General features: G+C 58.4%; 18 protein-coding genes. 9 read left to right on the top strand and 9 right to left on the bottom strand.

The features are described 5' to 3' along the window. Nucleotides 1-51: 51 nt before the first annotated feature. Both FIV46_RS04815 and FIV46_RS04810 read right to left on the bottom strand, forming a co-directional pair. On the bottom strand, nt 52-1,101 hold the full coding sequence (locus tag FIV46_RS04815; protein WP_139938952.1) for an aldo/keto reductase: 1,050 nt from the start codon (nt 1,099-1,101) through the stop codon (nt 52-54). Between the two features lie 146 nt (nt 1,102-1,247). Beyond that, nucleotides 1,248-1,502, bottom strand: coding sequence for a GlsB/YeaQ/YmgE family stress response membrane protein (locus FIV46_RS04810; protein WP_139938950.1), 255 nt, complete (start codon nt 1,500-1,502; stop codon nt 1,248-1,250). Between the two features lie 113 nt (nt 1,503-1,615). On the opposite strand from FIV46_RS04810, the gene FIV46_RS04805 reads away from it, so the two are divergent. Further along, a complete protein-coding gene (locus FIV46_RS04805) occupies nt 1,616-2,467 on the top strand; it encodes a DUF1853 family protein (protein ID WP_139938948.1) in 852 nt (283 codons plus the stop codon). Here the strand turns inward: FIV46_RS04805 and FIV46_RS04800 are convergent. Next, the gene (locus FIV46_RS04800; protein WP_139938946.1) at nt 2,464-3,504 is read right to left on the bottom strand and encodes a TIGR00341 family protein; all 1,041 of its coding nucleotides are present in this window, start codon (nt 3,502-3,504) and stop codon (nt 2,464-2,466) included. The genes FIV46_RS04805 and FIV46_RS04800 overlap by 4 nt on opposite strands. 101 nt (nt 3,505-3,605) lie before the next feature. Between FIV46_RS04800 and FIV46_RS04795 the strand changes: the two genes are divergently transcribed. Both FIV46_RS04795 and msrB read left to right on the top strand, forming a co-directional pair. Continuing rightward, entirely contained in the window at nt 3,606-4,997 is a 1,392-nt protein-coding gene (locus tag FIV46_RS04795; protein ID WP_139938944.1) for an FAD-binding oxidoreductase, read from the top strand. Continuing rightward, nucleotides 4,997-5,395 carry a peptide-methionine (R)-S-oxide reductase MsrB gene (gene msrB, locus FIV46_RS04790; protein ID WP_139938942.1) on the top strand — a complete coding sequence of 133 codons (399 nt, stop codon included), beginning with the start codon at nt 4,997-4,999 and terminating at the stop codon, nt 5,393-5,395. Before FIV46_RS04795 ends, msrB begins: the two co-directional genes overlap by 1 nt. A 52-nt stretch (nt 5,396-5,447) precedes the next feature. On the opposite strand, the gene FIV46_RS04785 is transcribed toward msrB, so the two are convergent. Further along, the gene (locus tag FIV46_RS04785; RefSeq protein ID WP_139938940.1) at nt 5,448-6,284 is read right to left on the bottom strand and encodes a PEP-CTERM sorting domain-containing protein; all 837 of its coding nucleotides are present in this window, start codon (nt 6,282-6,284) and stop codon (nt 5,448-5,450) included. A 439-nt stretch (nt 6,285-6,723) separates the two neighbouring features. On the opposite strand from FIV46_RS04785, the gene prsT reads away from it, so the two are divergent. After that, nucleotides 6,724-9,531, top strand: a complete 2,808-nt coding sequence (gene prsT / locus FIV46_RS04780) for an XrtA/PEP-CTERM system TPR-repeat protein PrsT (RefSeq protein ID WP_181163055.1) — start codon at nt 6,724-6,726, stop codon at nt 9,529-9,531. A gap of 54 nt (nt 9,532-9,585) precedes the next feature. On the opposite strand, the gene FIV46_RS04775 is transcribed toward prsT, so the two are convergent. The 3 genes from FIV46_RS04775 to hrpB form a co-directional block, all read right to left on the bottom strand. Then, on the bottom strand, nt 9,586-10,545 hold the full coding sequence (locus tag FIV46_RS04775) for a ribonucleotide-diphosphate reductase subunit beta (protein ID WP_139938936.1): 960 nt from the start codon (nt 10,543-10,545) through the stop codon (nt 9,586-9,588). 75 nt (nt 10,546-10,620) lie between these two features. Continuing rightward, nucleotides 10,621-12,456 carry a ribonucleoside-diphosphate reductase subunit alpha gene (locus FIV46_RS04770; RefSeq protein WP_219845885.1) on the bottom strand — a complete coding sequence of 612 codons (1,836 nt, stop codon included), beginning with the start codon at nt 12,454-12,456 and terminating at the stop codon, nt 10,621-10,623. A gap of 463 nt (nt 12,457-12,919) precedes the next feature. Beyond that, nucleotides 12,920-15,466 carry an ATP-dependent helicase HrpB gene (gene hrpB / locus FIV46_RS04765; RefSeq protein ID WP_139938932.1) on the bottom strand — a complete coding sequence of 849 codons (2,547 nt, stop codon included), beginning with the start codon at nt 15,464-15,466 and terminating at the stop codon, nt 12,920-12,922. Between the two features lie 603 nt (nt 15,467-16,069). Between hrpB and gltB the strand changes: the two genes are divergently transcribed. The 5 genes from gltB (at nt 16,070) to FIV46_RS04740 (ending at nt 23,836) form a co-directional block, all read left to right on the top strand. Further along, nucleotides 16,070-20,725 carry a glutamate synthase large subunit gene (gene gltB / locus FIV46_RS04760; RefSeq protein ID WP_139938930.1) on the top strand — a complete coding sequence of 1,552 codons (4,656 nt, stop codon included), beginning with the start codon at nt 16,070-16,072 and terminating at the stop codon, nt 20,723-20,725. A 2-nt stretch (nt 20,726-20,727) separates the two neighbouring features. Continuing rightward, nucleotides 20,728-22,149: a glutamate synthase subunit beta gene (locus tag FIV46_RS04755; protein ID WP_139938927.1), complete on the top strand. Its 1,422-nt coding sequence runs from the start codon at nt 20,728-20,730 to the stop codon at nt 22,147-22,149. 162 nt (nt 22,150-22,311) lie between these two features. Then, a complete protein-coding gene (locus tag FIV46_RS04750; protein WP_139938925.1) occupies nt 22,312-22,527 on the top strand; it encodes a SlyX family protein in 216 nt (71 codons plus the stop codon). Nucleotides 22,528-22,538: 11 nt separating this feature from the next. Further along, nucleotides 22,539-23,414 carry an NAD(P)-dependent oxidoreductase gene (locus FIV46_RS04745; protein WP_139938923.1) on the top strand — a complete coding sequence of 292 codons (876 nt, stop codon included), beginning with the start codon at nt 22,539-22,541 and terminating at the stop codon, nt 23,412-23,414. A gap of 14 nt (nt 23,415-23,428) precedes the next feature. After that, a complete protein-coding gene (locus tag FIV46_RS04740; protein WP_139938921.1) occupies nt 23,429-23,836 on the top strand; it encodes a DUF983 domain-containing protein in 408 nt (135 codons plus the stop codon). Between the two features lie 25 nt (nt 23,837-23,861). On the opposite strand, the gene FIV46_RS04735 is transcribed toward FIV46_RS04740, so the two are convergent. Then, complete coding sequence (locus FIV46_RS04735; protein WP_139938919.1) at nt 23,862-24,689, bottom strand: class I SAM-dependent methyltransferase; 828 nt, start codon at nt 24,687-24,689, stop codon at nt 23,862-23,864. A gap of 130 nt (nt 24,690-24,819) precedes the next feature. Continuing rightward, nucleotides 24,820-25,155, bottom strand: a complete 336-nt coding sequence (locus FIV46_RS04730) for a hypothetical protein (RefSeq protein ID WP_139938917.1) — start codon at nt 25,153-25,155, stop codon at nt 24,820-24,822. Nucleotides 25,156-25,372: the final 217 nt, after the last annotated feature.

The raw sequence follows: 25,372 nt of genomic DNA, 5'->3' as shown, positions 1-25,372 counted from the left end.
AAAAAGGGAGCCCGACCGGCTCCCTTTCCTGTTTTCAACGCGCGGCCGGTCTCAAGGAGCCGGATTAGGATATTTCTCGAATATCCTGCTGACGCCCTGTTCCAGCTCCTCGGTCCATGCCAGCTCAAAGGCCGCCATATTTTCCTCCAGCTGCGCCATCGTGGTGGCGCCGATGATAGTTGACGTCACAAAGTCACGGCTGTCGACAAATTTCAGGGCCATCTGCACCAGGCTGAGGCCATGTTCCTCCGCCAGCGCCTTGTAGGCCGCGACCGCGTCGTCCGTATTGACCTTCTGGTACCGGTCGGTGAATCTGCCGAACAGCTGGCGCCGGCTGCCTTCCGGCAGGGCCCCGCCCAGATATTTACCGCTCAGGGTGCCGCCGCCGAGGGGAGAGTAAGGCAGGCAGGCCACCCCTTCCCGGTGGCTCACTTCCGCCAGGCCATGCTCATACAGCCGGTTCAGCAGGTTGTAAGCGTTCTGGACCGACTGCACCCGCGGCAGTCCCCGGGTCTCGGCATGATGCAGGCATTTCATGGTGGCCCAGGGCGTTTCGTTGGACAGGCCCACTTCCCGGATCTTGCCTTCCCTTACCAGGTCATCAAGCACGCCGAGGGTTTCCTCCAGCGGCACCGCGTCATCGTCTTCAATATGCTTGTAGCCCCGGGACTGGTCAAAAAGATTGATGGGGCGGTCCGGCCAGTGCAGTTGATAAAGATCCACATAGTCGGTCTTCAGCCGTTTCAGGCTCTGCTCCAGCGCATAGGTGATCTGTTCCCGGTTGAGCCGGGTAATATCGGTAAAAGGACGAAACCAGGGCATATCCGACCGCCCCATGACCTTGGTCGCCAGAACAATTTTATCCCGGTTGCCCCGGGCCTCCATCCAGTTGCCGATATATTCTTCGGTCCGGCCCTGGGTTTCCTCGCGCCGGGGGACCGGGTAGAGTTCCGCAGTATCAATGAAATTGACGCCCTTGCCGGTGGCGTAATCCAGTTGTTCCCATGCCTCCTGTTCCGTATTCTGTTCCCCCCAGGTCATGGTGCCGAGACAGATGCGCGAGACCTTAATATCGGTTATTCCAAACTGACTGAATTGCATTTTGCTGATTTCCTGCTCCGCTTATGGTTGGGTGTCGATTTTACAGATAGTGATGACCAGGTCAAAAAAAACAGGGAGAAGAGATATTCTCCCTGTCGCTTTTATTTGGGAATTGCCGGTTTTTTGCGGCGACGGCTTTAACCGGGTCAGGCTGCCTTGTTCTTCTTGAAAAAGCCGACGATAAAAAGCAATACGACGGCACCGACCACGGCGGTGATCAGGCTGCCGATCAGGCCTTCGCTCACAGATATGCCCAACACGCCGAACAGCCAGCCGCCGAGCACCGCGCCGATAATCCCGACAATCAGGTTGCCAAGCAGTCCAAAACCTCCGCCTTTCATGATTTTCCCCGCCAGGAAACCGGCTACGGCTCCAATGATCAGAAACCACAAAAATTCCATATGAAATCTCCTCGATTGTTTTTATTTTCGCACCCCTCTTTACCGGCATGCTGCAGTCATTCTACACTTAAAACCGGCAAATGCGGAGTCATTAATCTTAACCACATATTCCCATGCACAGATATCTCTATGATTTTCAATGGCTTCTTGACATGCCGAGCCTGATCTCCCGTCCCTTGCCGGAGTGGCTGGAAGACCGCCGGCCGCTTGCGGACACCGACCTTCCCCCTGATCTGGCCCCCTCCCGGGCGCTCGGCCCCTATTTTGAAAATCTGTTCGCCGCAGTCCTGGCCCGGGATGAAAAAATCAGCGGTGTGCGCCGAAACATCCAAGTGACGGACGAAGGCATCACCAAAGGAGAATTCGATTTCCTGTTTTACCGGGACGGCCAGGCGCACCATGTGGAAACAACGGTCAAATTCTACCTCGGCACCGGTTCCTGCCAACGGGCACAGGACTGGATCGGGCCCGGACGCCGGGACCGGCTGGACCTGAAACTGGCCAAGATGATGGACCGGCAACTACAGTTGTCAGGAACGCAAGCAGGCCGAAAAACCCTGCAGGCCCTGGGCTATGAAACTCCCGACGTCCATGCCTTCACCCGGGGCTGCCTGTTTCATCCCCTGGAGAACTGGGTCCATGGTGAATTTATTACACCAGATGACGTCAACCCCGCCCACCTGAAAGGCTGGTGGACCGGCGAAAAGAACATGGAGGATATCCTGCGACAGGAGGCTTTCTGGCTGGAACTGAGTAAACCATTCTGGCTCGACGTGCGCACCTCACTGCAACAGGAAAACATCCACTCGCCGGAGGAGATGACGGCCCGGGTGTCGGACAGGCTTGCCCATGGCGACCGGCCGGTTCTGCTGGCGGCGCTGCGCAATCAAAACGGCGGGTGGCGGGAAGTTCACCGGGGCTTCATCGTCCCCGACAACTGGTCCCACCTCTTGTCAGATCTCTAGAAAGCGACACGCGCCCGTTCCAGAATAACGAATCCCAGAACAACCAGGCTGATGAGCCAGAAAAACAGATAAAAAATCATGGCCTGTTTGGCCTTCTGCTTCTCGTACCATTCGCGCGGGCCCACGCCCTTGAAGAAGAACACCAGCTTGGCGGCGAGATTGACGCAGACAATGTTGACGGCCAGCAGCAGCGCCGCGCCCTGGGCCGCCTCCATATTCCCCGATCCGATCATAATCCCCATGGTCGCCCCCGGCGGCAGCAACGCCACCGCGACCATGACGCCCACCAGGACGCTGGAAATGCCGCTCGCCAGCGACAACACCGCCGCCGCCCCGGACACCAGCGCCAGGGCGATGCTGTCAAAGCCCACTTCGGTGCGGCTGAGCAGCTCCTGGCTGTCGAGCGGACCGGTCCAGAAATAGCCGAGGCAGATACTGAGCGCGAGGGCAATGGCAAATCCTGTCACCATGGTGCGGATGGAACGGCCCATCAGGTCAAGGTCGCCCAGCGCCGTGGACAGGGCCAGCGCCAGATTGGGGCCGAGCAGGGGGGCGATCACCATGGCGCCGATCACCACCGCCACGTTATTCTCGATCAGGCCGATGCCGGCGACAATGGTGGAAAAAACCACCAGCAGCATAAAGCTGTTGCTGAGCTCGGCGCCGCGGGAAATATCTGCATAAAGCTCGTCCCGGCTGACGCCGGCAAATGGTTTTGGCGCCTTTTTGGCTTTGCCGTTTTCCTTCGCCTTCTGGTCCTTGTCCTCCGACGGCAACTCCACCGGACCTGTATCCTTGGGCTGCGGCAGGATGGCCTCGACCGGCTGAATGATAATCCTGTTGATATGGCTCTTGGGGAAAATATCCTGCAGACGGTCCGTTACCGCCTGTACATCCTGGGTCCTGACCAGAAGGGCAAGGCAAGAGCCGTCATCACCCACCGGCCAGCTGTCAACCACCCGGGCAATCTTGTGGGTTTTCCGGAACAGGTCGCCCGCCCCTTCCCTGACATGAATCTGGATTATCCGATGGGCCATATCATTCTCCCCTTGTCCGAGATGACGGATGCATCAATGTTTGAGTTCTGGCGCCAATCATGTGAGACTAGTCAGGAAGCGTTAAGGGAGCAAGAAGGAACATGTCACGACAGGGAAATATCCAGAAAATACTGCCGTCACTGAGAGATATTCTCGGCGACCGCCTGTCCGTCGCCCAGGCGGTCCGGGAACATCACGGCACCAGCCTGACCCACCTGGCGCCGGCCCTGCCGGAAGCCGTGGCCTTCGTGAACACCACAGAAGAAGTGAGTCGTCTTGTCAAACTCTGTCATGAGGCCGACGTGCCGGTCATCGCCTTCGGTACCGGCACCTCGCTGGAGGGTCATTTCCTGGCCCTGGAAGGCGGGCTGTGCATCGACCTCAGCGGCATGAACAGGATTGTCAGCATCCATGCGGAAGACCTGGACGCTACGGTAGAGGCCGGGGTCACCCGCGAAGAGCTGAACCACGCGCTCAGGGACCAGGGCCTGTTTTTTCCCATCGACCCGGGCGCCAACGCCTCCCTTGGCGGCATGACGTCAACCCGGGCGTCGGGCACCAACGCGGTGCGCTACGGCACCATGCGTGACAATGTGCGGGCCCTGACGGCGGTGATGGCCGACGGGCAGATCATCCGTACCTCCAGCCGGGCCAAGAAATCGGCCGCCGGCTATGACCTCAATGCCCTGCTGACCGGGGCGGAAGGCACGCTCGGCATCATCACCGAGATCACGCTCAGGCTCTATGGCATTCCCGAGGCCATGTCCGCCGCCGTCTGCCATTTTGACAACCTGGAAAGCGCGGTCAAAACGGTGGTGGAAACCATACAGGTGGGCATCCCCGTCGCCCGGATCGAACTGGTCGATCCGCTGCAGATGGAGCTGATCAACGACTATGCAAAACTGGACTATGCGGCGAAACCAACCCTGTTCCTTGAATTCCACGGCAGCACACAGTCGGTGCAGGAACAGGCCGAACTGTTCGGCGATATTGCCGCCGGCCATGGCAGCAGCAATTTCCGGTGGGCGACCCGGACCGAAGACCGCAACAAATTGTGGAAAGCCCGGCATGACGCTTTTTATGCCGTGCAGGCCAGGTATCCGGGCAAGGACTTCTGGGCGACCGACGTCTGCGTTCCTATTTCACGGCTGACCGAATGTGTGCTGGACACCTACCGGGATATTGAAGAGACAGGGATTATCGCCCCGCTGGTCGGTCATGTGGGGGACGGCAATTTCCACCTGACGCTGGTATTTGACAAACAGGATCCCGAGGATGTGAAGATGATTGAAAGCTTCAACGACCGCCTGGTTGAGCGGGCCCTGCGTCTGGAGGGCACCAGCACCGGCGAGCATGGGGTGGGAATCGGCAAAAAGAAATTCATGCCTCTGGAACACGGCCCGGCGCTTGACTATATGCAGGCCATCAAGCGGGCGTTCGACCCGAAAAATATTCTCAATCCCGGCAAGATTGTCGATCTGGAGGATGAATGATGAGCGACAAGATAGAAAAAGACGACGACGCCTGGCGCGACCAGCTGGACCCGCTGCAGTATGAAGTCACCCGCAAGGGCGCCACGGAACGGGCGTTCGCCAATAAATACTGGGATCACAAGGAAGCCGGCACCTACCATTGTATCTGCTGCGGCACGCCGCTGTTCAGTTCGGCAAGCAAATATGATTCCGGCAGCGGCTGGCCCAGCTATTACGAGCCCATTGATCCTGCCAACATTACCGTTCATCAGGATTTGAGCCACAGCATGGTGCGGGACGAAGTGCTGTGCGCCAAATGTGACGCCCATCTCGGCCACGTCTTCCCCGACGGCCCGGCCCCCACCGGCCTGCGCTATTGCATCAATTCCGCCTCGCTGGATTTCAAAAAGGCAAAATAAAACGGCCCCCGGACAGGGGGCCGCTTCCGTTAATTTCTTTTCGCCCGAAGGATCAGGCGCGGGCCTTGCGGCGGCGGTAGGCAATACCGCCCAGTCCGGCAAGCAGCAGGCCGAAAATGGCTGGTTCGGAAACCTGCGGCGGGCGGAACTCAACCATGCCTTCGATAATGTCGTTGGCGCAGCTCATGGTCCAGTGGAACGCAATCTGGCTGGCTGTCGCCAGGGAAGTTCCGGACACATCAAAGGCAAACTCCAGATAATCCTGGGAAGTGTTCTTGTCCACCGTACCGAATCCGCCAATAGTTGTGTAATGGTCTTTAACCCACTGGCAGCCCTGGCCCGGTGCGCATTCCCGGTGAGCTGATTCATCCAGCGCATAGACATGCTCGTTGGCACTACCACCGGTGTAACGAACAGTCCCAAACTGGTAGGAGTCTGAATCCATCGGGCTGTTGATGCTTACCAACTGGCCAAACTGCGGATCGTTGGAGCCGTTATTGATGTTATAGGCATATTCCCAAGTGGTGTCTTCACCGTTGTTATTGAATTCGTCCTGATAATAAGGCGCAGAACCATAAGGCTTCCAGGCCGCGGAATCCCCGCCGCTCTGCACGCTCATGAACAGATCGCCGAAATCATATTGGCCCACATGGTCGACAAATTCGGTATAGATCCGCACGGTCATCATGCCGTTATCGGCACGGTCTACCGTCATGCCGTACACGTCATAATCACCGCCACCGATATGGTCCTGGTTGCTGCCGGCACCAATATAGCTGTACTGATGATTCCCCAGATTGTCGGCAATATCGTAGTCAACCGCCTGGGCTGTGGACATGGCTGCCATGGACAGACCTGCCGCAATTCCAAAAGTTTTTAAGATTTTCATGACCCACCTCTGTGCGTAAACGCTTAAATCTATAATCTCTGCTGAGCTATACTATATGTTGACTTTCTTATATAGAAATCAACCAGAATTACAATCTCTGAACAACCAAAAGCAATTTCCGTGCCACAAAATGATATATAGTAATTTCAATGACTTACAAAAACTGCCTGCGAGATTGATTCAAGATTCTGTAAAATATTCCGACAAATCAGTTGCAACTGTCCCATTTCGGTACAACCATAGTTACTCCACCTCTGGTATATATCGTCCGTTGCCGTTCGAAACCGCTTTTGAATTAATTTACCGGGTTTAGAGCTTTTGTAACCATTGTCATTCTATTGTCTTTTATATTATCTCTAAATAGATGATATTCATGACCAAATTATTAAGAACAACCTAGTTGCATAGGGTATGGGGACCAGGAATGGCTTTAGACTTCATGAAACTCCGGACAGTAACGATTGCCGCCTTCATCACCATGGCGATGACCATAGGCGCGCCCGCTGTCACTATCGCCGCCGGCTCGGAGGCCAGCTCCGCCTATGAGAAAGCCCTGACCAGTTTCCATGAGGAAAAATATGAAGAAACCTTCATTCATCTGAAGAATGCCCTCAAGGCCGACCCCAAACATATCCCCTCGCGTATTCTTCTGGCCGAAACCCTGATTGCCGCCGGGGATGGCGCCGGCGCCGAAATCGAGCTGGAGTTCGCCCGCGAACATGGCGCCGACATGGACCGGCTGTCCGTGCTGTTCGGCCGCGCCTATGTCCTGCAAAGCAAATATGACCGGCTGCTGGAAACCATCCGCAACGGCAACCGGGACCGACGGATCGAAACGGAAATCGCTTTCCTGCGAGGGGAAGCCTATTTCGGACAGCGCAAACTGGCCAATGCGGACAGAAGTTACGCCATGGCCCTGGAAATGACCCCCGACTATCATATCGCCAAGCTGGGCCGGGCCAAGGTCGCCTCCGCGCGCAAGCAATATGGCAAGGCCATGGAATATATCGACAGCGCGCTGGAAAGCCTGACCCCGGATCCGAATGCCTGGATCATGAAATCAAAGATCTACAAGATCAGGGGCTACAACAAGGAAGCCCTAGACGCCGTCAACGAGGCCCTGGCCATTGACGACAGCCATCTTGCCGCCCGCCTGACCCGGGCCGCCCTCTATATCGACCAGCGGCAACTGGACCAGGCCGAGGAAGACGTGGACTATATCCTGGACCTTATCCCCCAGGAACCCCGGGCCAAATACCTGAAGGCCGTGATCCGCGCCGCCCGCGGTAAGGAAGAAGAATCCCGCGCCACCATGAGCGAGGTGATCAATACCCTGCGCGCCGTGCCGGACGAGGTCATGAAAGCCAACCCCAGCTATTATTATCTGGCCGGGCTGACCAACTTCCAGTTCGGCAACCTGGATGAAGCCCGCCAGTTCCTGCAGGATTACCTGAAAATGGAACGGGATGACGTCAGCGCCATGCGGGTGCTGGGCGCCCTTGAGTTGCAGGCGGAAGATCCGACGGCCGCCAGTATCGTCCTTACCAATGCCGACCGGACCCAGCCCAACAACCCGACCATTCTGACCCTGCTCGGTATTTCCTATCTCGAGATGGGCAATACCACCAAGGCAAACCGCTATTTCGAGAAGGTGGTCCGGCTGATGCCCGACTCCGCCCAGAGCCATACCAACCTGGCCCGGGGCAAAATGGCCGCCGGGTCCATGCAGGAAGCGATCCAAAGCCTGATCCAGGCCGAACAGCATAATCTGGATTCGACCACGGTGAAACTGCTGCTGGCCCAGGCCTACCAGCGGGCAGGGGAGCATGAGAAAGCCATCGAAATTGTCCGCGGCCTCAAGGACAAGGCGCCGGATAACTCCTTCATTAACGAGCTCTATGCCACGGCCCTCGGTTTTGCGGGCAAAAGGGAAGAAGCCCGCACCTATCTTGAAAAAGCCATCGAGCTCGACCCCAACAACCTGAACGCCCAGATCCGCCTCGCCCGGATGGATGTGGTGGACGGCAAGACCGATCAGGCGATCGCCCGGATCAAGAAAAAAATGGAGGAACTGCCGGATGCCTATAACCTGATGGTGGAACTGGGCGATATTTACAAGAATACCGGACAGAATGAGCAGGCCCTTTTGTGGTACCGGAAGGCCTACAGCATGGACAGCAACAATGCCATCACGCTCAGCAAGGTGGTCGGCATGCTGGAGCAACTCGGTGAACTCGACGAGGCGATCAAGACTGCCGATGAATTCACCAACCGGTTCCCGGAAGACAAAGATGTCTATACCATGATCGGCGATCTGCAGATGAAAGCCAACAACCCCAACAAGGCCATCGACGCCTATGAACTGGCAGTGGAATATTCCATCAACCGGGGCGCGGCCCTGATGACCCTGGCCCGGGCCGAGCTGGCCGTCCGCGATCGCCAGGGGGCGGAGACGTCCCTGAAAAAAGCCATCGCCTGGGACCCCGAACTCAAGGAGGCCTATATTGCCCTCGTGCATATGGCGATTGAGGACAAGGACCGGCTGAACGGCCTGGAACTGCTAAAGCCGCTGCGCCGCCTGACCGAGGGGTCGCCGGCCGCCGACATTCTGGAAGGGGACCTGCATATGGCGGTGGGGGATACGGCTGCGGCCGAGAAATCCTATAATGCCGCCCTCAAGGTCGGCGACAGCCCGCTGGCGATGCTGGGCCTGTTCCGCGCCTACAAGGACAGCGGCCAGCTGTCCAAGGGTATCGCCCGGCTGAAGACCTGGCTCGCCAAATATCCCGAGGATCTGGTGGCGGCCATGACCCTTGGCACTGCCTACAAGCTCAATGGCCAGCCGCAAAAGGCACTCAGCCATTATGAAGAACTTTTGCAGCACTATCCCAATATGCCGGCCCTGCTGAACAATGCCGCCAACCTGCATTATGACCAGGGCAACACAGACAAGGCCCTGGCCTATGCGCAGAAAGCGCTGGCGCTGGCCCCGGAAAGCGTCAACATCATGGATACGCTGGCCTGGATCGAGACCCGGAACGGCAACCCGGAAAAGGCGTTGCCGTTGCTCAGGAAGGCGCTGGTGATCAGCTACAGCAGCCCGGAGACCAAATATCACCTGGCAGTCACCCTTGATAAGCTTGGCCGCCGGTCGGAAGCCCGCAAGATGCTGGCCGAAGCCCTGCAGTCGGATCAGGCCTTTGACGGTCGCGACGAGGCGCGGAAACTTTTTGACAGCTGGAAATAAAACACCCTCCCCGGCGGGAGGGTGCCTGTTGAATATCTGGCAGCGCCGGTACGATCAGTCGAAGGCTTCTTCCCAGGAGCCTTTGGTGGAGGCTTTGGAATATTCCGTCGCCCGGTTCTCGAAGAAGTTGGTGTGCTCGATACCGTTGAGGATCTCATCCATCCACGGCAGCGGGTTGTTGCCCACGAAATAGATCGGACTGAGGCCAAGCTGGTTAAGGCGCCGGTCGGCAATATAGCGGATATAATTTTTCACTTCCTTGGCGGTCAGGCCTTCCACGTCGCCGAGCTCAAACGCCAAGTCGATAAAAGCATCTTCATGCTCGACAATAGTCTTGCAGGCCTCGATCAGGTCGTTCTGCAGTTCCTCGGTCCAGATTTCCGGATTTTCCTTCACAAAGGTATGGAACAGCTTGATGATGCTGTTGGTATGCAGGCTTTCATCCCTGACTGACCAGGTCACCACCTGGCCCATGCCCTTCATCTTGTTGAAGCGGGGGAAATTCATCAGGATGGCGAAGGAAGCAAACAGCTGCAGCCCTTCGGTAAAGCCGCCGAATACCGCAAGGGTCTTGGCGATATCTTCCTTGGTTTCCACGCCCCAGACCTGCATATAGTCGTATTTGTCCTTCATCTGTTCATAGCGGAGGAAGGCTTCATACTCTACTTCCGGGATGCCCAGCGTATCCAGCAGGTGACTGTAGGCCGCCACATGAATGGTTTCCATATTGGAAAAGGCCGCCAGCATCATCTGTACCTCGGTCGGTTTGAAGACCCGGGTGTAGTGGCGCATGTAGCAGTTGTTCACTTCCACATCGGCCTGGGTGAAGAAGCGGAAAATCTGGGTCAGCAGATGTTTTTCGGTCGCTGACAGCTTCAGGTTCCAGTCCTTTACATCGTCCGCCATGGGAATTTCTTCCGGCAGCCAGTGAATACGCTGCTGGGTCAGCCAGGCATCATAGGCCCAAGGATACTGGAATGGTTTATAGACAATACGTTCCTTTAACAGGGACATGGCCGGAACCCTTTAAATTAAATTTTGATATCACAATTTCTTAGTAGCCTGCCGGGGAAACCGGCAGGCGGAATTTTACTGGCAGGAAAGACATTCCTCATAATTGGTGCTTTCCTGTGCCTGGGCCACCAAGGCCTTTTCCATCTGAGCCTTGGTGGAGGCTTCACTGCTTTCCGCCCGCTGAATGGACAGGGAACGACAGTAATAAAGACTTTTGACGCCTTTTTTCCAAGCTTGGAAATGCACCTGGTGCAGGTCGCGCTTGTGCACGTCGGCCGGCAGGAACACATTGACGGACTGGGCCTGGTCGATGAACGGTGCCCGGTCGGCGGCATGTTCCACCACCCAGCGCTGATCCAGTTCGAAGGCGGTCTTGAACACATCCTTCTCGTCCTGGCTCAGGAAATCCAGATGCTGCACGGACCCGCCATTAACGGTAATGCTGGACCAGATTTCGTCGGTATTCTTGCCCTTGGCCTCCAACAGACGGGTCAGGGCGCGGCTGCGCACATTGAAGGACCCGGACAGGGTTTTCTGGGTGAAGCTGTTGGCCGCAATGGGCTCGATCCCCGGGCTCGCCCCGCCGCAGATGATGGAAATCGACGCCGTCGGCGCAATGGCAGACTTGTTGGAGAATCTTTCCATCATGCCATAGTCGGCCGCATCGGGGCAGGCGCCGCGCTCTTCGGCCAGTTTGCGGGATGCCGCCCTGGCCTGCTCATCAATATGTTTGAAGACCTTCTTGTTCCAGACCTGGGCCATGACGGATTCAAAGGGAATCATCCGGTCCTGCAGGAAAGAATGAAAGCCCATAATGCCAAGCCCGACACTGCGTTCACGCATGGCGGAATATTTGGCCCGGGCCATGCTGTCCGGTGCGCGGTCGATAAAGTCCTGCAACACATTGTCCAGGAAGCGCATGACGTCTTCGATGAACAGCTCCTCGTCCTTCCAGTCGTCGAACTTTTCCATATTCAGGGAAGACAGGCAGCAGACAGCGGTGCGCTGGTTGCCGAGATGATCAATACCGGTGGGCAGGGTGATCTCGCAGCACAGGTTGGAGGTTTTCACATTGAGGCCGGCCAGCTTGTGATGTTCCGGCGTGGCCCGGTTTACATGATCAATGAACAGCATATAGGGTTCGCCGGTTTCAATGCGGGCCGTCAGGATGCGGATCCACAGGTCACGGGCACCGACGGTGCGCTGGACGGACTGGTCGTGGGGGCTGAGCAGCGCCCACTCCTCGTCATTTTCCACCGCGCGCATGAAGGCATCGGAAATGGCAATGCCGTGATGCAGGTTCAGCGCCTTGCGGTTCGGGTCACCGCCGGTCGGCCGGCGGATTTCGATAAACTCTTCCACTTCCGGATGGCTGATCGGCAGATAAACCGCCGCACTGCCGCGCCGCAGGGACCCCTGGGAAATCGCCAGGGTCTGGCTGTCCATCACCCGGATAAAGGGAATGATGCCGGAGGTCTTGCCGTTGGAGGAAACGGACTCGCCGATGGAGCGCAGGTTGCCCCAGTAGCTGCCGATGCCGCCGCCTTTGGCCGCCAGCCAGACATTCTCGTTCCACAGGCCGACGATGCCGTTGAGGCTGTCATCCGCTTCATTGAGGAAGCAGGAAATGGGCAGGCCGCGTTTGGTGCCGCCGTTGCTGAGCACCGGCGTGGCCGGCATGAACCAGAGCTGGCTGATATAATCATAAAGACGCTGCGAATGTTCCCGGTTGTCTCCGTAATAACTGGCCACCCGCGCGAAAAGATCCTGAAAGGACTCTCCCGGCATCAGATAACGGTCCGTCAGCGTTGCTTTGCCGAAATCCGTTAAAAGCGCATCACGTGACGGGTCTATTTCAACCCGTGAATGGTCCTTGACCTGAACTGCATCTGTAAGAACTGAAACCGACACTATCCCACCTTTGAGTGCTTAAAACCTGTCATCCGATTCGCCCAACTTCATCCTATAAATCGTTCCCCCGAACGATTTCGAAACCAGAATCCAGGCCAGAAAATTGCCCGACTGAGAAGGCCCTGCGTCATGAAAATGGTTGGCATAAAAGCTGTGATTTGGCTGGCCCTTTTATAGTTAACAATTGCTAGGACCTTATAGAATAAAAGCTTTCTGCTCCGTTACCCCTTCGCATCACCCTCGACACAAGATATGGTATTTACACCCCTGCCCCTTGTCAATAACTAGTATTTCAAACTTTTCTCTTGACTGTCATTTTTCTGAAAAAAATGGCTGTTTATAGTTAATTTTGCCGGTGAAAAAAATAATGCCGGTTCAAAATTCCTTTCCAGGGGACAGGGAAGAAACAGGCCTGTCTTGCCATCATACAACAAGACTCGATTTTTCCGGAGTCATTTAACCACTATTTCCGGGGATTGGTGCGCCGGGTGGGAACTGCCGTAAGCGGATCCTCCGGCCAGGGGTGTTTCGGATAGCGCCCGCGCATATCCTTGCGCACCGCGTCGTAGGCGCCTTTCCAGAATCCGGCCAGGTCCTGGGTGACCTGCAGCGGCCGACCGGCCGGGGACAATAGATGGACCAGCAGCGGCACCCGCCCGTCCAGCACCCGGGGTGTTTCCGTCACACCGAACATTTCCTGCAGTTTGACCGCCAGCACCGGCGGATCCTGGCTATAGTCAGGCGCAATGTTCGATCCGCCGGGGACGGAAATTCTCTCCGGCGCCAGCCGATCCACCTCCTGGTTCCCCTGCCAGCCCACATAAGCGGAGAGGATTGCCCCCATATTGAGTTTTTTCAGGTCATCCCGGCGCCGGGCTTCATTGAGCCAGGGACCGAGCCAGTCTTCCAGTGTCGCCAATAACCCGTCCCCGCTCAGGTCCGGCAGGTCAACGTCCGGCAGGTGACGGCGGATAAAATTGACCCGGTCACGAAGATGTCGGCTCTCTTTATCCCAGGGCAGGATATCGGTGCCGGACCGGCGCACATAGTCCAGCAGCGCCCGCTGCACAAGTTCGGGACGAACGTCCGCCAGCGGTTTTTCGGACAGGGTCAGGCGATAAAGTTTCCGCTGCTGGCGGGCCTGGACCGTACCCGAACCTTCATCCCAGGCCACCGTTTCCTGTTCCGTGATCGCCTCTGCAAACAATTCCTCAATCTCCGCCAGGCTGAGCGGCGCGGCGAGGAAGATGCGGGCGTCCCGGTCACCCCGGTCGAGACTGGCCACCGCCAGATAGTCTTCTACCGCCAGCGGATCTTCCGGTGGCAATATCGCCCCCCGGCCGCCGGCCAGCAGAAACTGGCCCTTGCGCTGCCGTGCGGGGGCAGTGCGCTGCCGGTTGGCCGCCACCCGGTCCGGGTAAGCAAGCGCCAGGCACAGCCCGGCATCGTTACGCTCCGGCCGATCGTCCCGGCCCAGGCCCAACTCCCGCAGCCAGATTTTCGCCTGCCGCAAAATCCGGTTCATCCCCCCGCGGTCAACGCCGCGGGCACGCAGGACGGATTTGTTGCCACCAGCCGCCTCGGCCAATATCTCCAGCCGGCGGCCGATGTCTGCGTCGCTGCCGCGCAGGATATCCCGTTCCTCGAGCAGCGCCGCCAGCCACACCGCCGTGGCCCCGAAACCTTTTTCCTTCGCCGTCAGCACCATATGGGACAATCGCGGATGCATGCCGAGTGCCGCCATCCGCCGCCCGTGCGCTGTGGCGTGGCCCTGGCCGTCCAGCGCCCCGAGCTGGCCCAGCAGCTGGCTTGCCTCCGCCAGTGGGGCGGGCTCCGGCGCATCGAGCCAGCGCAGGGAAGCCGGGTCAATGACCCCCCAGCAGGCCAGTTGCAGCAGCAGCGGCGCCAGGTCGGCCTGGGCGATCTCCGGCGGCGAAAAGGGCACCAGGCTGCGCTGTGCGGGCTCGCTCCACATCCGGTAACAGATCCCGGGCTCCAGCCGGCCGGCCCGCCCCGCCCGCTGGTCCGCAGCGGCGCGCGACACCCGCCGCGTCTCCAGCCCGGTCATGCCGCTATTCACATCATAGCGGGACAGGCGCATCAGCCCGCTGTCCACCACAATGCGAATGCCTTCGATGGTCAGGCTGGTTTCGGCAATGGAGGTGGCGAGCACGATCTTGCGCTTGCCGGGTGGCGCCGGCTGGATGGCGATGTCCTGTTCTTCATTGCTCATCATGCCGAACAGCGGGCAAACCAGGATATTCCCGTCCCGGAGACTTTCACTCAGCAGCTCCGCCAGCCGCCGAATCTCCCCGGCGCCGGGCAGGAAGGCGAGGATGCTGCCGTCCTCCTGCCCCAGAATTTCGCGGATTTTCGCCGCCATCAGCGGCTCGATCCGCTCCTGCGGGTCCCGCTCCAGATAGCGCATCTCCACCGGATAGCTGCGCCCGACGCTGGTGGCCATGGGCGCCCCGTCCATCAGGGTTGCGACCCGGTCGCCGTCGAGCGTCGCCGACATGACGATGATCTTCAGGTCTTCCCGGAGCCCGTCCTGGCAATCCAGCGCCAGGGCCAGACCCAGGTCCGCATCCAGCGAGCGTTCATGGAATTCGTCAAACAGAATCATGGAAATTCCCTCGAGCGCGGGATCGTCCTGCAAATAGCGGGTCAGGATACCTTCGGTCACCACCTCGATGCGGCTCTCCCGGCTGATCCGGCTTTCCAGCCTGACCCGGTAGCCGACGGTACGGCCGATTTCCTCGCCCAGCAGGTCGGCCATCCGGTGTGCCGCCGCCCGGGTGGCGAGCCTGCGCGGTTCCAGAATCAGGATCCGGCCGTCGCCGGCGAGGCCGCTGTCCAGCAGTGCCAGCGGCAGGATAGTCGTCTTGCCGGCCCCGGGCGGCGCCTGGACCACCAGCCGGTTCTCCCGCTTCAGGCAGGAGATGACATCATCGAGAATCTCCCGAACCGGCAGATCAGTCTCTTTTATAATGTCCGGAATCCGGGCCATACGCGCTACATTCTATCCTGTTCAAAATTCTGCACGGGAATCAGTTGATCCCGCACCATATTTGCCTGTTGATTTATCCCTAGATATATCAATCGCTTAGCCAAGGCCAGCCCGCTGATTTCCCGGGCGACATTCAAAATTACCTGCCAAAGGAAATAGCTTTCAAAGAATTTTATCCTGTTTAATCGAGATATGCGAAATTTTTTCCCGCCGCCCAAATGAGGTTAATCAATTGATAATATTTATTTTTTCCCTTCAGGTCCGTCTTTTCCCTCCTTCGCCCCTGCGGCATGTGCATGTAAAAACTTGCTTTTTTCAATCCCAGTCGGTACGAATATGCCCGGATACAGGGTTTGCTGCAGAAACTTATTACAAAATCACATTCTGCGGACACTTAAACGACCAGTGCTGAAAGCGTGACTTCACTTGCATCGGAAGGTGAAGCAGTGCCTTTCTGCCTTTGGCATGCCGAAAATATGTCACCAGACCTATTCAGGCGCGCCACGGGCCGTAAAATACGGAGCCTGTCGTCCTTAAAGCCATCGGGACGAAAAGGCTGTTTTCACGGCCTGTAATAGAACTAGTTGAGGAGACGGAGAGAAAATGACACATCAGGTGCCATTAAATAAACAGGGTCTGCCCAAAGCTCAGGGTTTGTACAATCCCGAAAACGAGCATGATGCCTGCGGTATCGGTTTCGTTGCCAACATCAAAGGCAACAAGAGCCACGACATCATCAAACAGGGCCTGCAGATTCTGCTGAACCTGGACCACCGCGGCGCGGTCGGCGCTGACCCGCTGGCCGGGGACGGGGCCGGTCTCCTGATCCAGATGCCTGATGAATTCATGCAGAAAGAGACCAAGAAAATTGGCATCGACCTGCCGAAGCTGGGCGAATATGGCGTGCTCATGGTCTTTCTGCCCCATGACGAAAAAGTCCGCAATAAAATCAAGGCCAAGTTCGAAGAGCTGACCGCCCAGGAAGGCCAGAAGTTCCTCGGCTGGCGCGAGGTGCCGACCGACAACTCCAAATTCAGCGACGGCGTGAAAAAAACCGAGCCCTATATCGCCCAGGGATTTGTCGGCATGGGCAACAAATGCAAAACCAACGCGGATTTCGAACTCAAGCTCTATATTATCCGCAAGCAGCTCAGCAATGCTGTGGTCGAGATGGAAGACGATACCAGCTTCTATTACGCCAACAGCTGTTCCAGCCGCACCGTGCTTTATAAAGGCATGCTGCTGGCCGGCCAGGTCGGCGAATATTACAATGACCTCAATGATCCGGACATGAAATCCGCCCTGGCGCTGGTACACCAGCGCTTCTCCACCAACACGTTCCCGACCTGGAGCCTGGCCCAGCCGTTCCGCATGATCTGCCACAACGGCGAGATCAACACCGTGCGCGGCAACGTGAACTGGATGGCGGCCCGCCGCTACAGCATGGAATCCAAAATCCTCGGCGACGACCTGGAAAAACTGTGGCCGCTGATCCCGGAGGGCCTGTCCGACACCGCCTGTTTCGATAATGCGCTCGAGCTGATGGTGGCCGGCGGCTACGACATCGTCCATGCCATGATGATGATGGTGCCCGAAGCCTGGGCCGGCAACCCGCTGATGGATGAACAGCGCCGCGCCTTCTACGAATATAATGCCGCCCTGATGGAGCCGTGGGACGGCCCGGCCGCCCTGGCCTTCACCGACGGTTTCCAGATCGGCGCCACGCTTGACCGTAACGGCCTGCGTCCGGCCCGCTACCTGGTAACCGATGACGACATGGTGATCCTGGCGTCCGAAATGGGCGTCCTGCCGGTACCGGAAGAAAAAATCGTCCAGAAATGGCGCCTGCAGCCCGGCAAGATGCTGCTGATCGACACCAAGGAAGGCCGCATCATTTCCGACGAGGAAATCAAGGCCAACTATTCCGGCGCCCATGATTATCAGGCGACCCTGGCCAAGACCCAGATCAAGCTCGAGGACCTGCCCGCCGAAACCGCGCCGCAGAACACCACCGACGTGCCGCTGCTGGACCGCCAGCAGGCCTTCGGTTATTCCCAGGAAGACATGAAACTGCTGCTGCCGCCGATGATCACCAGCGGCCAGGAAGCACTCGGCTCCATGGGGACGGATACACCGATTTCGGCCCTTTCTGACAAAGCCAAGCCGCTGTATACCTATTTCAAGCAGAACTTCGCCCAGGTGACCAACCCGCCGATCGACCCGATCCGCGAGGAAGCGGTGATGTCACTGGTGTCCTTTATCGGGCCGCGGCCGAACCTGCTGGACCTGGATGTGGCCGGCTCCAACAAGCGCCTTGAAGTGCGCCAGCCGATCCTGCTCAACGAGGACCTGGAAAAAATCCGCACCATCGGCGATATCCCGGACAATAACTTCCGCACCGTCACCATTGACATCACCTATGATGCCAAGGACGGCGCCGCCGGCATGGAAGCCGCGATCGAACGGATCAGCCTGCTGGCTGAAGTCTCCGTGATCGAGGGCGACAATATTATTATCCTGTCCGACCGCAATGTGGGTCCGGACCGGATTGCGATTCCGGCCCTGCTGGCCACCTCTGCCGTGCATCACTACCTGATCCGCAAGGGTCTGCGTACTTCTGTCGGCCTGGTGGTGGAAACCGGCGAGGCCCGCGAAGTGCATCATTTCTGTGTGCTGGCTGGCTACGGCGCCGAAGCCATCAACCCTTACCTGGTGTTCGAAACCATTGATTCCATGGCCGATGAGCTGCCGGAGGATATGGATACGCCGACTGCCCATGCCCGCTATATCAAGGCCGTGAACAAGGGAATCCTGAAGGTCATGTCCAAAATGGGCATTTCCACCTATCAGTCCTATTGCGGCGCGCAGATTTTTGACGCCGTCGGCCTGAACAGCGAATTTATCGAAAAATATTTCACCAACACCAAAGGCGCCGTGGAAGGCGTCGGCCTGCCGGAAGTTTCCCGCGAGACCGCCATGCGCCATGCGGACGCTTTCGGCGATGCGCTGATTTACCGCAAAGCGCTGGATGTGGGCGGGGACTATGCCGTGCGCCTGCGCGGTGAGGCCCATATGTGGACCTCTGAATCCATCACCTCCCTGCAGCATGCGGTGCGCGGCAACCAGCAGGACGACTATGATAATTTTGCCAAACAGATCAACGACCAGTCCGAACGCCTGCTGACACCGCGCGGCCTGTTCAAGATCAAGACTGTCGGCAAGGCGATTCCGCTGGAGGAAGTGGAACCGGCCGCTGATATCGTCAAACGGTTCGCCACCGGCGCCATGTCGTTCGGCTCGATCAGCCGCGAAGCCCACACCAACCTGGCCATCGCCATGAACCGGATCGGCGGCAAGTCCAACACCGGTGAGGGCGGCGAGGAGCCGGATCGCTTTACCCCGGACCGCAACGGTGATTTGCGTCGTAGCGCCATCAAGCAGGTGGCCTCAGGCCGCTTCGGCGTCACCACCGAATATCTGGTCAATGCGGACGATATCCAGATCAAAATGGCCCAGGGCGCCAAGCCCGGCGAGGGCGGCCAGCTGCCCGGCCACAAGGTGGACCCGGTGATCGCCAAGGTGCGTCACTCCACTCCCGGCGTCGGCCTGATTTCGCCGCCGCCGCACCATGATATTTATTCCATCGAGGATCTGGCGCAGCTGATCTACGACCTGAAGAACGTCAACCCGGAAGCCCGGATCAGCGTCAAGCTGGTGTCCGAGATCGGGGTCGGCACCGTGGCCGCCGGCGTATCCAAGGCCAAGGCGGACCATATCACCATTTCCGGCTATGACGGCGGCACCGGCGCAAGCCCGCTGACCTCCATCAAGCATGCGGGATCGCCGTGGGAAATCGGCCTGGCCGAAACCCAGCAGACCCTGGTGCTGAACCGGCTGCGCGACCGCGTGGCGGTCCAGGTGGACGGCGGCCTGAAAACCGGCCGTGACGTGATTGTCGGCGCCCTGCTCGGCGCCGATGAATTCGGTTTCGCCACCGCCCCGCTGATCGCGTCGGGCTGTATCATGATGCGCAAATGTCACCTGAACACCTGTCCGGTGGGCATTGCCACCCAGGATCCGGTGCTGCGGCGCAAGTTCACCGGCCAGCCGGAACATGTGATCAACTATTTCTTCTTCGTGGCCGAGGAAGTGCGCAAGCTGCTCGCCGAAATGGGCGTACGCAGCCTCAACGACATCATCGGCCGCTCCGACCTGCTGGACAAAAACGAGGCGATCCGTCACTGGAAAGCCGACGGGCTGGATTTCAGCAACCTGTTCCACAAGGTTGAAGCCGAAGGAAACGACGATATCTTCAATTCCAAGGGCCAGGAACACAAGATTTACGACATCCTGGACCGGAAGCTGATCGAGCAGGCCAAAGACGCGCTGGAAAACGCCAAACCGGTCAAGATCGAAACTGCGATCAAAAATACCGACCGTTCGAGCGGCGCCATGCTGTCCGGCGAACTGGCCAAACGCTACGGCTTCAAGGGCCTGGAAGATGACAGCATCCATGTGAAACTCTCCGGCACCGCCGGCCAGAGCTTCGGCGCCTTTGTCGCCAAGGGCATCACCCTTGAGCTGGAAGGTGAAGGCAATGACTATGTGGGCAAGGGCCTGTGTGGCGGTCGCCTGGTGGTCTATCCGCCGGAAGTCAGCAAGATCGTGCCCGAGGAAAGCATCATCGTCGGTAACACCGTGCTTTACGGCGCCATCACCGGGGAATGCTATTTCCGCGGCGTCGCCGGCGAGCGTTTCGCCGTCCGCAACTCCGGCGCCATCGCCGTTGTCGAGGGCGTCGGCGACCACGGCTGTGAATATATGACCGGCGGCTGCGTCGTCGTGATCGGCCCGACCGGGCGTAACTTCGCCGCCGGCATGAGCGGCGGCATCGCTTACGTTCTGGATGAAGCCGGTGATTTTGATCGCCGCTGCAACATGGCCATGGTCGACCTGGAGCCGGTCCCGGCCGAGGACGATATGGCCAAGCTGGCACACCAGAATGGTGAACTGGAAGGCCACGGCCGCGTGGACGTGCTGCGCAACAATATGAACGGCAACGACCGGGAACGCCTGGTCACATTGCTGGAAAACCATGCCCGCTACACCAACAGCAAGCGGGCCCGGGAGATCCTCGACAATCTGGACGAGTATCTGCCCAAGTTTGTCAAAGTCATGCCGGTTGAGTATCGTCGGGCCCTGGAGGAAATGGCCTCCAGCCAGACATCTCTTTCCGCCTATCAGGAACAGGGAGCATAATCATGGGTAAACCTACTGGATTTCTGGAAATCTCACGTCAGGACCGGACCTATGCCCCTGCCGGTGACCGCGTCCGCCACTATAGCGAGTTCGTCAATCCGCTGCCGGAAAATGTGGTGGTCCAGCAGGGCGGACGCTGCATGGACTGCGGCATTCCCTATTGCCACAGCGGCTGTCCGGTCAACAACATGATCCCGGACTGGAACGACATGGTCTGGAACGAGGACTGGGAAACCGCGCTGGAGACCCTGCATTCCACCAATAACTTCCCGGAATTTACCGGCCGCATCTGCCCGGCGCCCTGTGAGGCGGCCTGTACCCTCAACATCGAGGATATGCCGGTCACCATCAAGACCATCGAATGCGCCATTATCGACAAGGGCTGGGAAAACGGCTGGGTCAGACCGCAGCCGGCCAGGGAAAAAACCGGCAAGAAAGTCGCCGTCGTCGGTGGCGGCCCGGCCGGCCTTGCCGCCGCCCAGCAGCTGGCCCGGGCCGGTCACAATGTGGCCGTGTACGAGAAAAACCGCCGGGTCGGCGGCCTGCTGCGCTATGGCATCCCCGATTTCAAACTGGACAAGAAGCTGATTGACCGGCGCGTGCGCCAGATGGAAGAGGAAGGGGTGACCTTCTGGACCAGCATGACCGTGGGTGAGGATATTCCGGCCCAGAAGCTGGTCGACCATTATGATGCGGTGCTGCTGACCGGCGGCTCCGAACAGCCCCGCGACCTGCCGGTGCCGGGCCGCGAGCTTAACGGCGTTCATTTCGCCATGGAGTTCCTGACCCAGCAGAACCGCCGGGTTTCCGAGGAACCGCTCGGCAATGAAAAGGACATTCTCGCCGGCGGCAAGAAAGTCGTGGTCATCGGCGGCGGCGACACCGGATCCGACTGTATCGGCACCTCGATCCGCCAGCGGGCCCTGTCCGTTACCCAGATCGAGATCATGCCGAAACCGCCGGTCAAGGAAAACAAGGGCCTGACCTGGCCCAACTGGCCCATGAAGCTGCGCACCTCCACCTCCCAGGAGGAGGGCGCCGATCGGGACTGGAGTATCAACACCGCCGAATTCATCGATGACGGCAACGGCAATGTGGCCGCCCTCAAATGCTTTAAGGTGGATGCCAACTTCCAGAAAATCGACGGCAGCGAGTTCGAGATCGAGGCCGACCTGGTGCTGCTGGCCATGGGTTTCACCAACCCGGTCAAGGAAGGCATGCTGGACGAACTGGGGGTATCCCTGGACGGGCGCGGCAACGTGCTGGCCGATACCGACCAGTATCAGACCAGCCTGCCCCAGGTCTTTGCCGCCGGCGACATGCGCCGCGGCCAGTCGCTGGTGGTCTGGGCGATCCGCGAAGGCCGCCAGGCGGCCCGCGCCGTGGATGAATTCCTGATGGGATCCACCAAGCTGCCGCGCTGATATTCCAAGAATTCTTGATCGTTAAATACCCAATATCGATCAAACACTGAGCCCCGGAGAGAGATCTTCGGGGCTTTTTTCTGCCGGGCCCGGCACTATATATCACCGAAGGCCGATGTATTAGGCCTTGGAGGGTGCGCCCGCACATGATATAGGCAAAGCATGACAGATACTTCCGACAAACTGACCGACCTGGAGATTCGCCTGGCCCATCAGGATCAGCAGATCCACGACCTGAGCGACATGGTCACCCGGCAGTGGCACGAGATCGACCGGCTGAAGAAATCCCTCCAGAAGACCGAAAGCCGCCTCAGTGTCCTCGAAGAGGATGCCGACGAAGGCCAGGGCCCGGTCTATGAAAAACCGCCCCATTATTGACGGACAAGAATATGAGTAAAAAACTGGCATTCATCGGACTTGGCGTCATGGGCTATCCCATGGCCGGTCATCTGCAAAAAGCGGGACACCAGGTCACGGTTTATAACCGCACGACGGCAAAAGCGGAAGACTGGTGCGCCACCTATGGCGGCGACATGGCTGCGACGCCGCGGAAAGCGGCTGCAGATGCCGATCTTGTCTTCGCCTGCGTCGGCAATGACGACGACGTGCGGTCTATTGTATTCGGTGACGATGGTGCCTATATGGGTATGAAGCCCGGTGCGATCTTTGTCGATCACACCACAGCATCCGCCAGCCTGGCGCGGGAGCTGCACAAGGCGGCAACGGAAAAAGGCTTTTTGTTCCTCGACGCGCCAGTCTCCGGCGGCCAGGCCGGGGCGGAAAACGGCGCGCTGACGGTGATGATCGGCGGCGACAAGAATGCTTACGACCTGGCCGAGCCGGTTATGGACTGCTATGCGCGCAAAATGAAATACCTGGGCGACGCCGGCAACGGCCAGATCGCCAAGATGGCCAACCAGATCTGCATCGCCGGGGTGGTGCAGGGGCTGTCCGAAGCGCTGCATTTCCTGCAGGCCGCCGACATGGACGGAGCCGAGGTCATCGACGCCATTTCCAAGGGTGCCGCCCAGAGCTGGCAGATGGAAAACCGCTATGAAACCATGCTGAAGGGGGAGTTTGATTACGGCTTTGCCGTAGACTGGATGCGCAAGGACCTGGGCATTGTGCTCGATGAGGCCCGGAATAACGGGGCCAGCCTGCCGCTCACGGCCCTGGTGGACCAGTTCTATGCCGAAGTCCAGGACATGGGCGGCGGTCGCTGGGATACCTCCAGCCTGATCGCGCGTCTGAACAGAAACAAGTAATCGGAGTTTCAGGGATGAACGATATTGTCGACAGCCAGACTGCCAAAAGCTACGGCGGCAGCAAGCCCTCAGTTATGGAGGCCATCAAAAAGGGGCTCAGGCGCAAATGCCCCTGTTGCGGCGAAGGCCGGGCCTTTTCCGGCTACCTGAAGGTGACCGGGGAGTGTGATGTCTGCAAAACGGAACTGGGCGACATCCGGGCGGATGATTTCCCGCCCTATCTCACCATCTTTATCGTCGGCCATATCGTGGTACCGGCCCTGGTCTATATGGAAGCCATACTCCACCCGCCCACCTGGCTGCAGATTACCCTGTGGCCGACAGTGGCCCTGGCCCTGTCGCTAGCGCTGCTGCCGGTCCTCAAGGGCGGGGTGGTCGGCATGATGTGGGCGCTTGGCCTCAAGGGGGACGAACAGCATTAAGCCGCTCGTCCCGGCAGACTAAGATTTAATTGACCGGTTTGCGGAATTTCAGGGTAAAGCGGTCGCTTTCGCCGATTTTCTTCATTGCCTCATGATGTGCCGGATCGCCGGACAGAGTCGGCGGCAGGGTCCAGACCCCTTTTTCATGATCGCCCACGTCTTTCGGATTGGCGTTGATCTCGGACGAGGCGACGAACTCAAAGCCGACTGCCTTGGCCACCGCCTTGACGGCTTCCGGGTCAATATAACCGCTGCGCTCCGCCGGCTGCGCGCGGCGATGATCGGTGATGCCGAAAATCCCGCCCGGCTTCAGCGCCTTGAAGGCCGCGGCGAGAACCGCTTTCTCCTGCCCGCCCATGGCCCAGTTATGATAGTTACGGAAGGTCAGTACCATGTCCGCACTGCCTGCCGGGGCGACATTCAGGTGGGCAGGGGGCTCCAGCACCGTCATCCTGACCTTGCCATAAAGGTCGGGGCGGCTGTCCAGGCGCTCTTTTTCCTTCGCAATGGCACGCTTGTAATAGTCCCGCGTGCTTTCCGGATTATAAGAGGCGCCGTAATAGACCCCCTCGTCCCGAAGATAGGGGGCGAGGATTTTCTGGTACCAGCCGCCGGCGCCGGGCGTCAGTTCGACGACCGTCATGTCCTTTTTAAGACCGAAAAATTCCAGAGTCTCCTTGGGGTGGCGGTACTGGTCGCGCGCCTTTTCCCCGGCGGTGCGGTGATCGCCGGCGATCACCTCGTCCAAGGTCATGGCTGTGCCGGCGGACGCGGCGCCCAGAATCATTACCACGGTGATGGCCCCCAGGCCGAACAGACGTTTTCCTGCTGATATTCCCTTTGTCAGATACATAGTCTTCCCTTTTTGTTTCATGTTCCGTTGCCAAGCCGTTGCGGGCCCGATACCCCTAGCTGCATCCTTTTATACGTTTTCCCGCCGACAGCCCGTCATCAAATATTTGTGAAGTCAATCCACTTGCACCTCAGTGGTCGGACTGTTCCAGCGCCCCCAGGAGGCCTGTTTCATAGGCCAGGCCGTCAGCGGTCAGGGTGAGCTGGAGGGGATAGCCCGACCGGATCAGCCCCTTGCGCTCAAGCGCCTGCCAGACCTTTTCATTCTGGAACCCGCTGGCGTCCCGGGCCGACACCACATAATCGCCGATATGGACATGATCGCCATGCGGGCGGGGCAGGAAAGCCACCGTCGCCTCCCCCGAGTCTGCATCAAAACTACCGCTTTCCGGGTGTTTTGCCAGCTCCTGGAACAGGGCCAGGGTCTTTTTTTGTAACGCATTGAGCTTTATGGGCTTTTTACTCATCTCGAATGTTCCTGAGAGCCAAAAATGGCGGATTTCCTTAACGTTTTCTTGCCAACAAGTTGACAGTTAGTTAAAATTTGACTAAATTCGCCGCGAATCAAGCGGAGCCGCTTCGCTAACCAGTAGAGTTTTAGTTGAGAATTTAAATGGCGGCAATTGAATTCCGGACGTTTGGCTTGAACCGGAATTTGTGAGGAAACAGCCTAACAATAATCAT

It is taken from the genome of Emcibacter nanhaiensis, from assembly GCF_006385175.1.
Classification (GTDB): domain Bacteria; phylum Pseudomonadota; class Alphaproteobacteria; order Sphingomonadales; family Emcibacteraceae; genus Emcibacter; species Emcibacter nanhaiensis.
Note: the sequence above shows the minus strand (reverse complement) of the source record. Positions and strands in the feature narration are given on the sequence as shown.

What these genes read in the sequence shown, in the direction of transcription:
- FIV46_RS04815 (WP_139938952.1), bottom strand. Translation starts at nt 1,101, where the DNA reads ATGCAATTCAGTCAGTTTGGAATAACCGATATTAAGGTCTCGCGCATC.
- FIV46_RS04810 (WP_139938950.1), bottom strand. Translation starts at nt 1,502, where the DNA reads ATGGAATTTTTGTGGTTTCTGATCATTGGAGCCGTAGCCGGTTTCCTG.
- FIV46_RS04805 (WP_139938948.1), top strand. Translation starts at nt 1,616, where the DNA reads ATGCACAGATATCTCTATGATTTTCAATGGCTTCTTGACATGCCGAGC.
- FIV46_RS04800 (WP_139938946.1), bottom strand. Translation starts at nt 3,504, where the DNA reads ATGGCCCATCGGATAATCCAGATTCATGTCAGGGAAGGGGCGGGCGAC.
- FIV46_RS04795 (WP_139938944.1), top strand. Translation starts at nt 3,606, where the DNA reads ATGTCACGACAGGGAAATATCCAGAAAATACTGCCGTCACTGAGAGAT.
- msrB (WP_139938942.1), top strand. Translation starts at nt 4,997, where the DNA reads ATGAGCGACAAGATAGAAAAAGACGACGACGCCTGGCGCGACCAGCTG.
- FIV46_RS04785 (WP_139938940.1), bottom strand. Translation starts at nt 6,284, where the DNA reads ATGAAAATCTTAAAAACTTTTGGAATTGCGGCAGGTCTGTCCATGGCA.
- prsT (WP_181163055.1), top strand. Translation starts at nt 6,724, where the DNA reads ATGAAACTCCGGACAGTAACGATTGCCGCCTTCATCACCATGGCGATG.
- FIV46_RS04775 (WP_139938936.1), bottom strand. Translation starts at nt 10,545, where the DNA reads ATGTCCCTGTTAAAGGAACGTATTGTCTATAAACCATTCCAGTATCCT.
- hrpB (WP_139938932.1), bottom strand. Translation starts at nt 15,466, where the DNA reads ATGGCCCGGATTCCGGACATTATAAAAGAGACTGATCTGCCGGTTCGG.
- gltB (WP_139938930.1), top strand. Translation starts at nt 16,070, where the DNA reads ATGACACATCAGGTGCCATTAAATAAACAGGGTCTGCCCAAAGCTCAG.
- FIV46_RS04755 (WP_139938927.1), top strand. Translation starts at nt 20,728, where the DNA reads ATGGGTAAACCTACTGGATTTCTGGAAATCTCACGTCAGGACCGGACC.
- FIV46_RS04750 (WP_139938925.1), top strand. Translation starts at nt 22,312, where the DNA reads ATGACAGATACTTCCGACAAACTGACCGACCTGGAGATTCGCCTGGCC.
- FIV46_RS04745 (WP_139938923.1), top strand. Translation starts at nt 22,539, where the DNA reads ATGAGTAAAAAACTGGCATTCATCGGACTTGGCGTCATGGGCTATCCC.
- FIV46_RS04740 (WP_139938921.1), top strand. Translation starts at nt 23,429, where the DNA reads ATGAACGATATTGTCGACAGCCAGACTGCCAAAAGCTACGGCGGCAGC.
- FIV46_RS04735 (WP_139938919.1), bottom strand. Translation starts at nt 24,689, where the DNA reads ATGTATCTGACAAAGGGAATATCAGCAGGAAAACGTCTGTTCGGCCTG.
- FIV46_RS04730 (WP_139938917.1), bottom strand. Translation starts at nt 25,155, where the DNA reads ATGAGTAAAAAGCCCATAAAGCTCAATGCGTTACAAAAAAAGACCCTG.